This is a genomic window from Mesobacillus zeae (genome assembly GCF_003570705.1).
In the GTDB taxonomy this organism is placed as follows: domain Bacteria; phylum Bacillota; class Bacilli; order Bacillales; family Cytobacillaceae; genus Mesobacillus_C; species Mesobacillus_C zeae.
The window spans coordinates 152,513-166,479 of record NZ_QWVT01000008.1 but is presented as its reverse complement, the minus strand read 5'-3'; the positions used below and the strand labels follow the sequence as shown (position 1 = coordinate 166,479).

Sequence of the window (13,967 nt, the reverse complement as noted above, 5' to 3'; positions counted from 1 at the left end):
TCCCTTTCCAACTATTCCCCGTTATTCCTGGACCTTGAGGCCCATTAAGTATTCAGAAACAGCATCGATTTCATCGTCAGTTAAATTGTACTTACCGGTCATTTTATTTCCCGGTTTATAGGATTCAGGATCCTTAATCCATTTCTTCACATTATCCTTGTTATGTTCAAGGATACCGGCCACGCGTTCACGCTCGCCGAAGTTAGAAAGGTTAGGACCTACCCGTGCTTTTTCAGGAGTAGTGTTTGCTGGTGTGACTGCATGGCAGCCGATACAGCTTTTGTTGAAAACTTCCTGTCCCTGCTGTGCAGTTGCTGTTTCTGGTTTAGCTGGTTTCTTAACATTCTGCATGTCTTTGACCCACCGATCGAACTCAGCACGCGGCAAAGTCTTTACCTTAAAGTCCATAAGAGCATGGGAAGGACCGCAAAGCTCGGCACATTTACCATAGAAAACATTTTCTGCTTCTTCTGCCGATTTCGAATCGAATTTAAGCCAGAATTTATTGATGTTATCTGTATTAGTATCCATCTTACCGCCAGCTGCCGGAATCCAGAAGGAGTGCTTTACATCTGATGCCTTCAGCGTGAAGTAAACCTTTTCATCCGTCGGCACGACAAGATCCTGACTTGTAACAATTTTCTCGTCTGGATACTCAAACTCCCACCAGTAAAGATTGGAGCGGACGTTTATGACAAGCGCCTCTGATTTGCCGTTCTTATCTTTTTTGTCCATCGGAGAAACATCAGCAAGCTTAAAGGTTGCTGCCACCGTTGGAACTGCAAGTACTAGTAAAAGCAGGATCGGGATAACCGTCCAAAGGATTTCCAGTGTATGGCTTCCTTCTACCTGTTTTGGCATTTCATCATCGCTCTTCCGGCGGAATCGAAATACCACAATAATAAAGATGACCGTCACAACTGCAATTACTCCCACCATAATCGCCGTGCTTAGCTTCATCAGGTCATACTGGATTTGCGCAACCTCTCCAGCAGGCTTTAGTGCAGACAAATAATTTTCGCCGCAGCCCGTCAATAGAGACATAACCGCAAACATAAATAGCAGACGCCAGTTCGCAAGCCGTTTCATAGCTTTTAAAAACCCCTCTTTCGTAAAGAATTCTTGTAATGTTAAAAAAATATAATGGATAAATTCTTTCATTCTATGAAAGAAAGAATTTCCTAACAGAGGTTAGAACTTACATTAAAATACTGTGACAATTACCATAGCAACAAATAAGATCGTCAAGTATTGTAGAGAATAAACAAACATGCGTGTTGCCCACTTGATATCATCACCGCTCTTGAATCCCCATAAACTCATGGCCAGCCAGCCGACATTCAGGACAGTAGCGAGAATCATAAACGGAACACCAAGTGAAGGCAGCAAGAACGGCAGCGGAAGCAGTCCCGCTACCCACATGACAATCGACCTTTTGGTTGATTTGAATCCTTTAACAACCGGAAGCATTGGGATACCAGCAGCGCGGTACTCCTCGACCCGCCTCATCGCCAAAGCATAAAAATGCGGAGGCTGCCAGACAAACATAATCAGAAACAATGTCCAAGCCATCATGCTGAGATTGCCGTCTACAGCAGCCCAGCCAATTAAAGGCGGCACAGCACCGGATATGCTTCCGACAATTGTGTTTGATACATAGAGGCGTTTAGACCACATGGAATACAGGACAACATAAGTGAAAACCCCGAGAAGACCAATCACCCCGGCCGTAACCGTTGTCATAAAAAGAAGCGCGGTTCCGATGGCAACCAGCATGATTCCAAGCAGCATCACCTTTCCCGGCTCAACCTTACCGGTTACTGTAGGTCGTCCTTTAGTGCGTTCCATTAAATGGTCAATATCCCGGTCAATAAAGTTATTCAGGCTGCAAGAGCCAGCAATAATGAGAGATGAACCGATGAGTGTCAAGAACACAATATCAAGGTTTTCCAGAAAACGGCCGCCGCTAAAATGGATGGCTAGCCAAAGGCCGGTAAAAGTCGTTATGGCATTTGAATTTACAATTCCAATTTTGATGAGTGCCATAAAATCTTTTAGGGCAGTGTTTTGACCAATGCCCGGGTGAATGCCCGGCTGATTCGTCTCAAGTGCGGCTTCCGTAAAAGCCTTAGGATCCGACATCTCTTTTCCTCCTTTATCTTACCCCATCATTCGACCACTCTCTGACATGTCTAAAGGACAAAATAGAGATGGCCAAACTCCGATTGTTTTTCACTATTTTCAACATAAATAAGCTGTTAAATGTTTGCGTAGAAAAATAAACATTCCTGATTTATATTAAATCATACTTTGATTTGCTTTTGTGAATATTTTTTGAACAAATTGTGATGAAATTATGTACAAAGACGTCAGAAGTGCATTAAAACAAGGCTGACAAGCCCAATGGGAGGGATTTCAATTTGGTCCAACCTTTGTAAAAAACCTGTCTTCTTTACCTTTAAGCAAAAAAAATATTGCTATTCCATTTCACTTTTTCCTAGGCTTCAAACATTTTCCAATCATTCCCCACCTATATTTCTAGCAGACACTTAAGCTCGTTTCAACTTTTTTGATTCGATTTATATTCAGATAGTGATATGTTATATATATGGAAAGGTTGAATGAAGGGATGTAATAGTTGGCGGAAGTCAGTTTCCTGTCCTTTTTTTCTAAAATCGGATATGATAGAACGGAATTTAATATTTTCACACGATATCTTTCATTATACATGTCAAGATATCGATTAGACAAATAATCGAACTTTTCGATAAGCAGGTGACATTATGAATCGCTCATTAAAATGGCTGGCAGTCATTACTACGATCGGCATGCTCTTTGTATTGATTGGCGGTGCATTGGTTACAAAAACCGCATCAGGGATGGGATGCGGACGCTCCTGGCCGCTTTGCCACGGTCAGCTGGTTCCTGAAGAAATTACGCCTGAACTTGTAATTGAACTGGCGCACCGCCTCGTATCAGGGTCTGTCGGCCTCCTGGTACTTGCACTTTCCATTATGTCATGGCGGGCTATCGGCCATATCAGGGAAACGAAATTTCTTTCCATCCTTTCGTTTTTCTTTTTAATGCTTCAGGCGCTCATCGGAGCTGCAGCTGTAAAATGGGGGCAATCGGATTTTGTCCTTGCCCTTCATTTCGGAATATCGCTCATCTCTTTTGCAGCAGTGTTTCTGCTTACTCTCCTCATTTTTGAAGTCGACAAGAAGTTTGAAGCTGAAAAAATGATTATAGACCGGAGGATGCGGTTTCATATTGTCGGCCTGACAGTATACACCTATCTTGTTGTGTACACTGGGGCGCTCGTAAGGCATACAAACGCAAGCCTCGTATGCAAAGATTGGCCGCTGTGCACCAATTCGGCACCAGGGCTGCCCGGGAATATGTACGAATGGGTTCAAATGGGGCACCGCGCGGCTGCGGGGATCATTTTCCTATGGATCGCCTACGTTACTTGGATAGCATTAAAACATTATCGACATGAAAAGGTGCTCCTTTGGAATTGGATTGTATCAATGATTCTTGTAACCCTTCAGGTTCTCGCAGGTGCATTAATTATTTACTCAAGGCTTAATCTTTATATTGCCTTAGCCCATGCCTTTTTCATCGCCTGTCTGTTCGGCGTGCTGAGCTATATGGTACTGCTTGTCTCACGGAGCAAAAAAAACGAAGTAAATCTCGCGGATATGTCGCAAGAACATAAACACCAGCTATAAGCAAAAGGCTGCCGTCAATGACGGCAGCCTTTTATTCTCTATTAATGAATTGTATCGGTCCTACAGTCCCCTGCCTGATTGAAAAGACACTTGTTTACTTGGTTTTCTCTGCTGTTGCTGTATTTTGTCTTTATATTTTTCTTCAAAGTTCACAAACATCGATACATTCACAAGGATTCCCATAGCAAGGGATAACTGAAGGAGTGAAGAACCTCCATAACTGACGAATGGAAGTGGAACACCGGTCAGCGGGATAACTCCTGAAGCCCCGCCGAGATTAATGAACGACTGAATTCCAATCATGCTTGAAATCCCAATAGCCAAAAGACTTCCAAAAGGATCCCTGCATTTTAGTCCGATATAGATTCCCTTTAAGACGATATAGGAAAGGGATAATAGGACAAAACCAACCCCAAATATGCCTAGTTCCTCTGAAATGACAGAAATGATAAAGTCAGTGTGAGGTTCGGGAAGATATCCCAATTTTTGGACACTTTGTCCCAATCCCAGCCCCTTAATCCCCCCTGAACCAATGGCATAATAAGAGTTTGCTAGGTGGTAGCCGGAATCTTTTTCATCGGCAAAAGGGTCGCTGTACGAGGTAAAGCGATCTTGCCTTGTTTCGGAATAAATTTCGTCTTTAAAAACGATGGAAACCATTAACAGAACTACAAGAAGTCCACAAAAAAGCAACAGAAGAATCTTTCGATTGACGCCAGACGAAAGGAAAATGGTTCCGCCTATTGCTCCGATAATGATGGCCGTCCCGAAATCCGGCTGGATGGCGACAAGGAGGCAAATTAAGCCAAGGTACACTAGCGGCGGTGTGAGTCCCTTATCGAATTCGTTGATGTGCGCTTGCCTTTTGGCAAATATTGCACTTAAGTAAATAATTACACTCAATTTGGCAAACTCGGAAGGCTGAATGCTCCTTGTCCCTACTTCAATCCAACTGAGAGCGTTACCCGCCACTTTTCCGAACAGGAATAATGCTAACAGCCCCCCAATAATGATAATGACCATGGGTAAGAGAAATTTCGTGCTTTTCATCGCCTTATATGGAAAAATAGCTGCTATACAAAATACAAAACCAGCTACCAGTATATGCAATTTTTGTTTTTGATAGAAAAAATCGCTTGGATAGTCATACCGCTGGACTGCCGTCACCATGCTGGCGCTGTATATCATGATCAGCCCAAACAGGGACAAAAGCACCATCACAATGATCAGCGAATAATCGTACGATCTTAAAATTTTTTTTAGCATAGTCTCTTCCCCATTTTCTAAGTTGTTGTATGTATTCTATTCAAAGCTGTTATTTCCTTCAAACCTTCAGGAAAATTTCACGGACGCAAGTCTGACAAAAAAACCCAAACAGGTTTCAGGCTGTTCAGGTTTTTTTAGCGATTATTTTCTTTGTGAAGCTTCATGAAGGGTGGAGAGCTCTCTTTCGAGCTTGTCAAGAATTTCTTTCCCAGCCCCTTCTTCGATTAAGCCAAGCCTTGCTGCAAAATCTATTTCTCTGGACAGCCCAAACATCTGCGTATCCAAGACCTCTTCATAAAGAGGGCACTGAGGCATAGTGAGATTATCCATTTGCACTTTGATCAGCCTTAATATTTTATCAGCGTCAGCCTTCAATAAGGCGTGGGCTTTTTCCTGATGATTGACAATCATATCGGACGCCAACTGAATCCCCCCGTTTCCGAGCATAACCCGATCCTATCTTTAAATTTTACCGTTTGGGAGAAAAAAATGCAAGAGTATTAAGGACAGCGTTATTTTCGCAATGGATACAAAGCAGCGCTGAATGACTTTTAGTGCTATTAAAGATATACTTGGAAAGGATTAATATAAATACAAGGCCAGGAGGGATTTTATGGACACGATTATTCCTGTCGGAGGCAATGTGAAATACAGGATTACTCTTGACTCGGGAGTTTGGATTTTTGATGATAGAAAAGTCGATCTTGAAACCTATTTTCTTGATGCTTCAGGAAAATATAACGAGCTCGAGGAATATACGAAGAGTATCTCAAAACACTGGGATAGAGAAATCATGGAAGGATCTATCCAGCCTCCCACTCTGAAAAGCGAACGAAAATATGAAAAGCAAAAGATTCTAAACGGGACATTCGGCATACCTTTTGGGCCATTTTTACGCAATGCATCTCCAGCGGAAGATGCTGAAAAGCTTCTCATCGTATACGAAAATGGAGAGACAGCTATCCCGCTCGCAAAAGCAGAAGAACTGATTCTTGGTTTTTCAAAATCCGGTAAGCCTTTGCTGGAAGACGGCCCTGTACACGTGTATTTTGGAGATGGGTCCAATAAGGAAGAACCCATTACAAAGGTAAAAGAGTTTAGAGTGGAATAAAGCTAATATAAGACAAGCCAAGTTAGCAAGGGCCTGCAACAGCAGGCCCTTGCTTTATATCAGGATATCAGCTGCAAGCTGGGCAAGCGCTGACCTTTCACCTTTCACCAGTTTGACATGCCCGGAAATTGTCTCTCCCTTAAACTTTTCAACAACATATGTAAGCCCGTTGTTGTAGGCATCAAGGTAAGGATGGTCAATTTGCTCCGGATCTCCCATGAGCACTATTTTACTTCTTTCCCCAACGCGGGTAAGAATGGTCTTTATTTCGTGCTTTGTCAGGTTTTGGGCCTCATCAATGATGATAAACTGATCCGGAATGCTTCTGCCCCTGATATAGGTCAGTGCCTCTACTTCTATTGAACCCATTCCCGCAAGGATGGCATCTAGTTCCCCTGGCTTCTTCGCATTGAACAAATACTCCAGATTATCAAATATCGGCTGCATCCACGGACGAAGCTTTTCCTCTTTTTCTCCCGGAAGGAAACCTAGATCTTTTCCCACAGGGACAATAGGACGTGCCACAAGCAGCTTCTTATACTGTCCAAGATCCTCTGTCTGGAAAAGCCCCGCCACCAAGGCCAGCAAGGTCTTCCCCGTACCTGCGCGTCCAATCAATGTCACCAGAGGCACGTCAGGCCTTAACAGCAATTCCAATGCCATGATTTGCTGCACATTCCTTGCCTTTACCCCCCAAACAGGCTTTCCATCCTGCTCAAAGACCATTTTTTTTATTTTTTTCATATTCTTATCAACCATGCCTACAGCGGACCCTGAATTCCCGTCCAGACTTTTAATGACTAAAAACTGATTCGGATAAAATGCCTGTCCGCCAAATTTATCTGTATCAATTTCACCTTTTTCATAAAACTGCTTAACAATAGCTGATCCTGTATATACTTCTTCAAAGCCAGTATACAGATGATCCATTTCCACAACCCGGTCGCTTAGGAAATCCTCGGCTGTCAGGCCGATGGCATCCGCTTTCACGCGCACAAGTGCATCCTTGCTTACTAGGATCACTTTCCGGCCATCCTCCTTTGTCTGTTCCTCAAGGGAAAGGTTCTTGGCTACGGCGAGAATGCGGTTATCATTCGTCTTCTCTACGAAAATTTCCTGTAGTTGATGGAATGAACGATGATTCAGCTCAATTCTTAAAGTACCTCCGTGATCCAGAGGGATTGGTTCATGCAGTTTGCCCGTTTCCCGTAGACTGTCAATCAGCCTAGAAACCTGTCTTGCGTTCCGACCTATTTCATCCATATAGCGTTTCTTCGAGTCCACTTCCTCGAGGACAACAGCCGGAATGACTACCTCGTTATCCTGAAATGAAAAGATGGAATGGGGGTCCTGCAACAGGACGTTCGTATCTAGTACATAAATTTTTTCCAACATGACGCCTCCTGCCTAGTGATCTTTTTCAGGCATCGCCTTTTTCGAGCCCGGCTGGGACTTTGGTAAAATATATGTTTTGCTGAATAAAGATAGAAGGTTTTTTGCACAATAGCATGTATGAAGCAATTTCAGAGGAAAAGTGTGTCAATTATTGGAGGTGGAAAAACTTGAAAAGAACTTTCGCCATCCTTTTGATGGCCCTGATTGCGGGATGCAATAGCGGACAGGACTCTGAATCCGGAAAAGACAAGCTTATTCAAGTGAAAAACAGTACATTTGACAATGTCACCCGGGAAGAAGGGAAAACTATATCACGGCATCTTGAAAACCTTGCAGAAAGCGTCCCGGGGGTCAAGGGTGCTACAGCCGTTGTCATCGGGCGCTATGCCATTGTAGGAATTGACCTTGATGCCAATTTGGAGCGCTCTGAAGCCGGGGTACTTAAATATTCTGTAGCGGAAAGCCTCAAAGATGACCCAAATGGAGCAAATGCAATGATTATCGCAGACCCTGATCTAAATGCAAGGCTCAAGGAAGTAGCTGAAGACATTCGTCAGGGGCGCCCTGGACAGGGAATCATGAATGAGTTATCCGATATCACCGGGAGGGTCATGCCGGAGGTTCCAGCAGATATGATCGATCCTCATCCAAAAAGCGGTACAGAAGAACCGAAGAAAAAAATGAATAATAAAGATGACCGCCGCCTGGAACAGGATCAGCAGGAACAATCAAACCATTACAAAGACTAACGATTCTATGTCAAGCAACAAAACCTTTATAAAATATAAAGCATTTTTAAATGCAGTTACACATGGTAATGAATTTCTCGTCCATGCAATGTTTTTCAGAATAAAAAACCATGATGTCCCTCAGTAAGCAGAACATCATGGTTTTTCCTTATGATTGATTTCAGCAACGGCAGCAACATATGTTAGTTCCTAGAAAATAGTTTAACTCAAATGTGAAATAACGTGGATGAAGATAATCAAAAGGACAATCGAAAACAACCCTGTATGATTCAACGCTATTCCCGCCAACTAAAATTAACATTTTCACCTAAACCAGCACCTATATATTGATTGGGATTTAAATATTCAGGCGAAGAGCAATTCACTCGTTTTCGATTCGCCATTTCTCTCTCTAGTTTAGCGGTTACATATGCTTAAAATAGTAAAAACGAATGGACAACCAACCCGGCATAACAGAAACTCTGAAAATAGGTCCATTCAATAATTGCTACTCCTTATTAATAAAGGTCTGTATTATATATTCATAAAAATAATTAAAATAGTTCGAGTGAAATCCCATACATAGACGTAGCCTAATTCCTTAAATCAATAAAAAAAACGCCCAAAAAGGGCGTTTTCCATCTGATATATTCGATGTTGCGAAATTGTCTATAGTATTTAATAAGTGTCCACTACTTTAGTATATGGTCTATCTTACTTTAAGCTTTTTTCATGCTGTCCATTACCTGCTTATCAAGGCGGGCAGCTGCATCTTTATCGTAAGTCTTGTCATATTGGGGCTCTGCAGTAATTTTCGACCCATAAAACATGACATCCCGGACTTCAGTAATTTTAATTTCAATAAGGGCAAGCTTCAGGGGAACATCTTCCAGCCTTTCCTGCTTTATCGCTGCATTTCCTGAAATGGAATAAGTCGACTCATTCGCAATTAGATTGATAACCGCATGGCTGTTCGCTTTAATATTTTCAGCAATCCTTGAACGGTTGTCTACCGCAAAGAAAATAGTTTCCTCATCCTTTGCCAATACCCATGAAATGGCGCTGATATTAGGTCCGCTAGTCTCGTGGTCCACGGTTGCAATTGTTACAAACCGTTCTTTCTGCAATTGATCAAACAAGGGTTTTATGAGTTTAAATTCAACTTGGTTTGCCATTGTCCTACCTCCTAACAATACCATCATCTTACTACTTTACCAGTTCCGGAGCAAATCAAACGTTTTTTCCTTCGGGACGAAAAAGGAGCCAAACAATGGTATAATAAACATCATTGAGGCATTAGGCCAACATGCCGCCGAAGTTAAAACCACTATATTGAGGTGAAATTATGAGGGTAAAATGTGTACTATGCGACACGATTGAATCCATTGATAATGATACGCTTGAAGCCAAGCGGCTCAGGAACCGGCCGATTCATACATACATGTGCCAAATTTGCACTGACAGAATTGCCGACAATACAAAACAAAGATTGGCTACAGGCAACTTCAGGCTCTACCGTTCCCGTGCTGAAGATGACGAATGGTAGCAATACAGTCTTTATCTTTTATATGCATAATAAAACCGCCCATAGCAGGCGGTTTTATTTCTTTTTTGAACGGTTTATTCTTCTGGAAAGTTGACGTATTTTTCCGGTTCGCTGCTGATCTGGTCACGCATTACCTCAATCAGTTCGCGAGGAAACCGATACTTCTTTGTTTCCCCTTTTGTCATGACTGAAATATAGTACATTTCCTCATCAGTGGTTACCTCGGGTTCTTTGACGCCATACTCCTCAACAAGAATACTCTCGAATAGCTCAGCCGTTTCCCTTGCAGCACTGTCTTCCGGCCTTGCCTCACTGACAATCTTGATGGTCAGCCAATTATACAGGGAATCCTGGAGTGATCTCAAAGCCATTCACCTCTACTTTGCATTCAACTCGTGTTTTTTTTGCTGATTGAGTCGCACCTTATAGATAATCAGAATAAGCGCGGCCACAACAAGACCTTCTGCAATTGGAAGGAAGACCCCAAGGAAAGTCAGAACAGTACATCCTAAAATAAGGAAGAGGTAAATAACCAAGGATTTCCCCAACGGCAGCTTTTTCGCGAACCCTAATTTATAAACGATTACACACAAGGCTATCATCGTTAAATAAAGCATCCACATGCCCAAATCTGGCTGTTCATCCACTTTGTATAAAGCTGCAAAAAAGGATAGTCTCTGGCTTATATCCATGTCATTTCCCCCTCGTTAAACTACTGTTCAGCGAATTTCTTTTTCTTTTGTGAGCGTTCACGCTCGTTTTTGTCGAGAACTTTTTTACGGAGCCTGATTGATTCAGGTGTCACTTCACAATATTCATCTTCATTCAAGTACTCAAGCGATTCTTCAAGCATCATTAGGCGCGGCTTCTTGATGACAGATGTTTGGTCCTTGTTGGCAGAGCGAACGTTCGTTGCCTGTTTAACCTTTGTGATATTGACCGTAATATCATTTTCACGTGTATGCTCGCCGACAATCATGCCCTCATAAATTTCTGTACCTGGCTCCACAAAAATGGTTCCGCGGTCCTCAACCTGCATGATACCGTAGGTAGAAGCCTTGCCTGATTCCATGGAAACAAGCACGCCTTGGCGTCTTCCGCCAACTTGTCCTGGCTGCATTGGCTGGTAGCTGTCAAATGTATGATTGATGATTCCATATCCCCTTGTAAGAGTCAGGAATTCAGTTGTATAACCAATTAATCCACGGGCAGGAACATTGAAAATCAACCTGACTTGTCCGCTTCCACTGTTAACCATGTCAAGCATTTCACCTTTACGGGCACCGATAGATTCCATAACAGAACCTGTATGCTCCTCAGGTACATCGATTTGAACTCGCTCAACCGGTTCACATCGGATACCGTCTACAACCTTGACAATGACCTCAGGTTTGGAAACCTGGAGTTCATAGCCTTCGCGGCGCATATTTTCAATCAGGATTGAAAGATGCAATTCTCCGCGGCCTGAAACGACCCACGCATCTGGAGAGTCAGTATTCTCAACCCGAAGGCTGACATCTGTTTGAAGCTGGGCGCGAAGCCTTTCTTCAATCTTCCTCGATGTCAGGTATTTTCCTTCCCTTCCTGCGAAAGGACTGTTATTGACAAGGAATGTCATTTGCAGAGTTGGTTCATCTATTCTCAATACCGGTAGTGCTTCCTGGTGTTCGACCGGGCAGACAGTCTCCCCGACATTGATTGCTTCCATACCGGAGACGGCAATCAGGTCACCTGCACGAGCTTCTTCAATTTCAAGACGCTTCAGTCCAAAGAAACCGAACATCTTTGTAACCCTGAATTGCTTTGCAGTGCCATCGAGCTTCATTAAGGCTACCTGCTGACCAACCTTCATCGTTCCGCGGAATACACGTCCGATTCCTATACGGCCGACATAATCATTATAGTCCAAAAGCGCTACCTGGAATTGAAGCGGATCTTCGCTATTGTCCACAGGTGCTGGAATATGGTCAATGATTGATTCATATAGGGATTGCATATTCTCATCCTGTTTTTCAGGCATGAGGCTTGCCGTTCCGTTTATGGCTGATGCGTAGACTACTGGAAACTCCAGCTGCTCTTCATCCGCTCCAAGCTCAATGAACAAATCCAAGACTTCATCAATGACTTCTGATGGACGGGCAAAATCGCGGTCGATTTTATTTACGACAACGATTGGTGTAATTTGCTGCTCCAAGGCTTTCTTAAGAACAAAACGTGTTTGCGGCATGCAGCCTTCGTATGCATCAACAACAAGCAGAACACCATCAACCATTTTCATGATTCGTTCTACTTCGCCGCCAAAATCGGCGTGGCCCGGTGTATCGAGAATGTTAATCCTTGTATCTTTATATTGAATCGCAGTATTCTTTGCAAGAATAGTTATTCCGCGTTCCCTTTCAAGATCGTTTGAATCCATTGCTCGCTCTTCCACACTCTCGTTTGCGCGGAAAGTTCCCGACTGTTTGAGAAGCTGGTCGACCAGTGTAGTTTTACCGTGGTCAACGTGGGCGATAATGGCAATATTCCTAATATCTTCTCTTCGTTTCAAAAATGTCACTCCTGACTTTATGTTAAAAATAGGATCGTCTTTTTTCACAACCTAACTATTATAGCACAATATATGTAGAAACTTAAAATCATTTTGATGTACAATTACTTATAGCCACTTCTAAACCAGGAAAAAAACAAGGAGGAAAGTACCTATGAAGCAAATTAAATGGATTTTTTTAGCATTTGCCATTCTTTCAGCAGCCTGCATGATGGGGATAGGCATTTCAATAGCTGAAAGCAGTGCAACCGGTGTCTTTCTTTGCATTGTCGGCTTGATAGCAATAATGGGATATGGCTTTAAAACAAAGAAAAAAATGCGGGAAAACGGCGAACTATAATTGCGTTTATGGAAATGAAAAGGAAGCGGGGTTCTCCGGCTTCCCTTTTTATTTTGACTAAATAAATTTTACCATTCTCCGCTTTTCAAATAAGCCTTCATAATTTCAGCATGAAGCCCAGAACTTGCAACAAACACAGAATTCTCTTCAAGCATATTGAGCGGCCCGCCTCTTAAATTCGTGGCCACCCCGCCAAGTTCTTTAACCATTAGGATTCCCGCAGCGATATCCCATGGCGCAAGTCTTGGGGTAATATAAGCATCCAGGCGGCCCGTTGCCACATATACAAGCTCCATTGCAGCGGAGCCGTATGACCTTGTTCCCCTTGCAGCCCTTACAAGCGGGGCAAGCAGTTCGGGCTTTAACCTTCTGTTTTCAGTTATCCATGTAGCATTCAGCGCAATGATGGCCTCTGATACCTTCCTGTTTTTGAGCTTAGGGAGCTTTTCTTCGTTCATATGAACACCCTTGCCTTTTACCGCATGGTACAATTCATCATGGACCACGTCATAAATAAAACCTATTTCTCCAACTCCGTCGACATAAATGCCGATTGAAATAGCAAAATTCCGCTGCTGATGGATAAAGTTTATCGTCCCGTCAATCGGGTCAATGATCCAGACAACGCCTTCAAGCTCGTCCAGCTTGTCACCATAGCCTTCCTCTCCCAGTATTCGATGATCAGGGTATGTTCCTTTTATCTTTTCGATAAAAAACTGTTCCGTTTCTCTATCGATATTCGTTACAAGGTCATTGGCATTTGTTTTCGTCTGGATATCAAGAGTCTTTGGAAAGGAAGCCCTTATCCTTTCTCCCGCTTCCTTGATCCACTGTTTGGCATATGTGTTTATTTCAGTTATATCTGCTTTCATTCTCAATGCCCCCGCTCCATTCAATTTCATCATTTCTATCCGCTCATAATAAATTCAGCTTAAAGGAATTTTATAGCCCGTTCAAGTTTTACAGCTCAGTCTTAAGCAAAATAACAAACGAACTCCATCATACTTTACCGGAGTCCGTTTAAGGTTGATTCCCATTTGTAATTTTCCCTTTTCCCTCTAATTTATCCACAATTCAATGTCTCTTTCCTGCTGGCTTTCTAGAGAGCTTTTAGCCGTAGCAGTTCCTGACGGATACGTTCAAGTTTTTGTTTGCACTCTTTCACTTTTGTTTTGTCGGATAAATTCATTGCATCGAACAATGTCGCAAGTTCATAGTCCATTTCAAGCCTTAGAACTGCTGTCTTCTGCTGGTCAACGTTTTTCTTCCTGGTAGTGTTAATTAGCTGTTTCACATCTATAC

16 protein-coding genes are annotated in these 13,967 nt (G+C 42.7%); 5 read left to right on the top strand and 11 right to left on the bottom strand.

Going from position 1 to position 13,967, the window contains the following annotated elements; all coding sequences use genetic code 11:
- Nucleotides 1-21: 21 nt before the first annotated feature.
- Nucleotides 22-1,089, bottom strand: coding sequence for a cytochrome c oxidase subunit II (coxB, locus tag D1970_RS03255; protein ID WP_119111707.1), 1,068 nt, complete (start codon nucleotides 1,087-1,089; stop codon nucleotides 22-24).
- Nucleotides 1,090-1,203: 114 nt separating this feature from the next.
- Entirely contained in the window at nucleotides 1,204-2,142 is a 939-nt protein-coding gene (cyoE, locus tag D1970_RS03250) for a heme o synthase (protein WP_119111439.1), read from the bottom strand.
- 641 nt (nucleotides 2,143-2,783) lie between these two features.
- Between cyoE and D1970_RS03245 the strand changes: the two genes are divergently transcribed.
- Nucleotides 2,784-3,731 carry a COX15/CtaA family protein gene (locus D1970_RS03245; RefSeq protein WP_119111438.1) on the top strand — a complete coding sequence of 316 codons (948 nt, stop codon included), beginning with the start codon at nucleotides 2,784-2,786 and terminating at the stop codon, nucleotides 3,729-3,731.
- A 60-nt stretch (nucleotides 3,732-3,791) separates the two neighbouring features.
- Here D1970_RS03245 and D1970_RS03240 read toward each other — a convergent pair whose 3' ends face one another.
- The gene (locus D1970_RS03240) at nucleotides 3,792-4,997 is read right to left on the bottom strand and encodes an FtsW/RodA/SpoVE family cell cycle protein (RefSeq protein ID WP_119111437.1); all 1,206 of its coding nucleotides are present in this window, start codon (nucleotides 4,995-4,997) and stop codon (nucleotides 3,792-3,794) included.
- 141 nt (nucleotides 4,998-5,138) lie between these two features.
- Nucleotides 5,139-5,420, bottom strand: a complete 282-nt coding sequence (locus D1970_RS03235; RefSeq protein WP_119111436.1) for an Fpa/YlaN family protein — start codon at nucleotides 5,418-5,420, stop codon at nucleotides 5,139-5,141.
- A gap of 190 nt (nucleotides 5,421-5,610) precedes the next feature.
- Between D1970_RS03235 and D1970_RS03230 the strand changes: the two genes are divergently transcribed.
- Complete coding sequence (locus D1970_RS03230; protein ID WP_119111435.1) at nucleotides 5,611-6,108, top strand: peptidyl-prolyl cis-trans isomerase; 498 nt, start codon at nucleotides 5,611-5,613, stop codon at nucleotides 6,106-6,108.
- A gap of 54 nt (nucleotides 6,109-6,162) precedes the next feature.
- On the opposite strand, the gene D1970_RS03225 is transcribed toward D1970_RS03230, so the two are convergent.
- Nucleotides 6,163-7,503, bottom strand: a complete 1,341-nt coding sequence (locus D1970_RS03225; RefSeq protein ID WP_119111434.1) for a PhoH family protein — start codon at nucleotides 7,501-7,503, stop codon at nucleotides 6,163-6,165.
- Nucleotides 7,504-7,670: 167 nt separating this feature from the next.
- Between D1970_RS03225 and D1970_RS03220 the strand changes: the two genes are divergently transcribed.
- A complete protein-coding gene (locus D1970_RS03220; RefSeq protein WP_246370096.1) occupies nucleotides 7,671-8,252 on the top strand; it encodes a YhcN/YlaJ family sporulation lipoprotein in 582 nt (193 codons plus the stop codon).
- 698 nt (nucleotides 8,253-8,950) lie between these two features.
- On the opposite strand, the gene D1970_RS03215 is transcribed toward D1970_RS03220, so the two are convergent.
- Nucleotides 8,951-9,406, bottom strand: a complete 456-nt coding sequence (locus tag D1970_RS03215; RefSeq protein ID WP_119111433.1) for a pyridoxamine 5'-phosphate oxidase family protein — start codon at nucleotides 9,404-9,406, stop codon at nucleotides 8,951-8,953.
- Between the two features lie 170 nt (nucleotides 9,407-9,576).
- On the opposite strand from D1970_RS03215, the gene D1970_RS03210 reads away from it, so the two are divergent.
- Nucleotides 9,577-9,777: a YlaI family protein gene (locus D1970_RS03210; RefSeq protein ID WP_119111432.1), complete on the top strand. Its 201-nt coding sequence runs from the start codon at nucleotides 9,577-9,579 to the stop codon at nucleotides 9,775-9,777.
- A 74-nt stretch (nucleotides 9,778-9,851) separates the two neighbouring features.
- Here the strand turns inward: D1970_RS03210 and D1970_RS03205 are convergent, their stop codons facing one another.
- From D1970_RS03205 to typA, 3 genes are read right to left on the bottom strand one after another with little or no spacing between them, the layout of a single operon-like run.
- Nucleotides 9,852-10,142 carry a hypothetical protein gene (locus D1970_RS03205; RefSeq protein WP_119111431.1) on the bottom strand — a complete coding sequence of 97 codons (291 nt, stop codon included), beginning with the start codon at nucleotides 10,140-10,142 and terminating at the stop codon, nucleotides 9,852-9,854.
- 12 nt (nucleotides 10,143-10,154) lie between these two features.
- Nucleotides 10,155-10,469 carry a YlaH-like family protein gene (locus tag D1970_RS03200; RefSeq protein ID WP_119111430.1) on the bottom strand — a complete coding sequence of 105 codons (315 nt, stop codon included), beginning with the start codon at nucleotides 10,467-10,469 and terminating at the stop codon, nucleotides 10,155-10,157.
- 20 nt (nucleotides 10,470-10,489) lie between these two features.
- Entirely contained in the window at nucleotides 10,490-12,325 is a 1,836-nt protein-coding gene (gene typA / locus D1970_RS03195; RefSeq protein ID WP_119111429.1) for a translational GTPase TypA, read from the bottom strand.
- 154 nt (nucleotides 12,326-12,479) lie between these two features.
- On the opposite strand from typA, the gene D1970_RS03190 reads away from it, so the two are divergent.
- Entirely contained in the window at nucleotides 12,480-12,665 is a 186-nt protein-coding gene (locus tag D1970_RS03190; RefSeq protein ID WP_119111428.1) for a YlaF family protein, read from the top strand.
- A 68-nt stretch (nucleotides 12,666-12,733) separates the two neighbouring features.
- On the opposite strand, the gene D1970_RS03185 is transcribed toward D1970_RS03190, so the two are convergent.
- Both D1970_RS03185 and D1970_RS03180 read right to left on the bottom strand, forming a co-directional pair.
- Nucleotides 12,734-13,537 carry an inositol monophosphatase family protein gene (locus D1970_RS03185; RefSeq protein ID WP_119111427.1) on the bottom strand — a complete coding sequence of 268 codons (804 nt, stop codon included), beginning with the start codon at nucleotides 13,535-13,537 and terminating at the stop codon, nucleotides 12,734-12,736.
- Nucleotides 13,538-13,764: 227 nt separating this feature from the next.
- Entirely contained in the window at nucleotides 13,765-13,959 is a 195-nt protein-coding gene (locus D1970_RS03180; RefSeq protein WP_119111426.1) for a YkzI domain-containing protein, read from the bottom strand.
- Nucleotides 13,960-13,967 lie beyond the last annotated feature (8 nt).

Coding starts and splice junctions, on each gene's coding strand:
- D1970_RS03225 (WP_119111434.1), bottom strand. CDS start 7,503: ATGTTGGAAAAAATTTATGTACTAGATACGAACGTCCTGTTGCAGGAC.
- D1970_RS03200 (WP_119111430.1), bottom strand. CDS start 10,469: ATGGATATAAGCCAGAGACTATCCTTTTTTGCAGCTTTATACAAAGTG.
- D1970_RS03230 (WP_119111435.1), top strand. CDS start 5,611: ATGGACACGATTATTCCTGTCGGAGGCAATGTGAAATACAGGATTACT.
- D1970_RS03215 (WP_119111433.1), bottom strand. CDS start 9,406: ATGGCAAACCAAGTTGAATTTAAACTCATAAAACCCTTGTTTGATCAA.
- D1970_RS03240 (WP_119111437.1), bottom strand. CDS start 4,997: ATGCTAAAAAAAATTTTAAGATCGTACGATTATTCGCTGATCATTGTG.
- D1970_RS03210 (WP_119111432.1), top strand. CDS start 9,577: ATGAGGGTAAAATGTGTACTATGCGACACGATTGAATCCATTGATAAT.
- cyoE (WP_119111439.1), bottom strand. CDS start 2,142: ATGTCGGATCCTAAGGCTTTTACGGAAGCCGCACTTGAGACGAATCAG.
- coxB (WP_119111707.1), bottom strand. CDS start 1,089: ATGAAACGGCTTGCGAACTGGCGTCTGCTATTTATGTTTGCGGTTATG.
- D1970_RS03190 (WP_119111428.1), top strand. CDS start 12,480: ATGAAGCAAATTAAATGGATTTTTTTAGCATTTGCCATTCTTTCAGCA.
- D1970_RS03185 (WP_119111427.1), bottom strand. CDS start 13,537: ATGAAAGCAGATATAACTGAAATAAACACATATGCCAAACAGTGGATC.
- D1970_RS03245 (WP_119111438.1), top strand. CDS start 2,784: ATGAATCGCTCATTAAAATGGCTGGCAGTCATTACTACGATCGGCATG.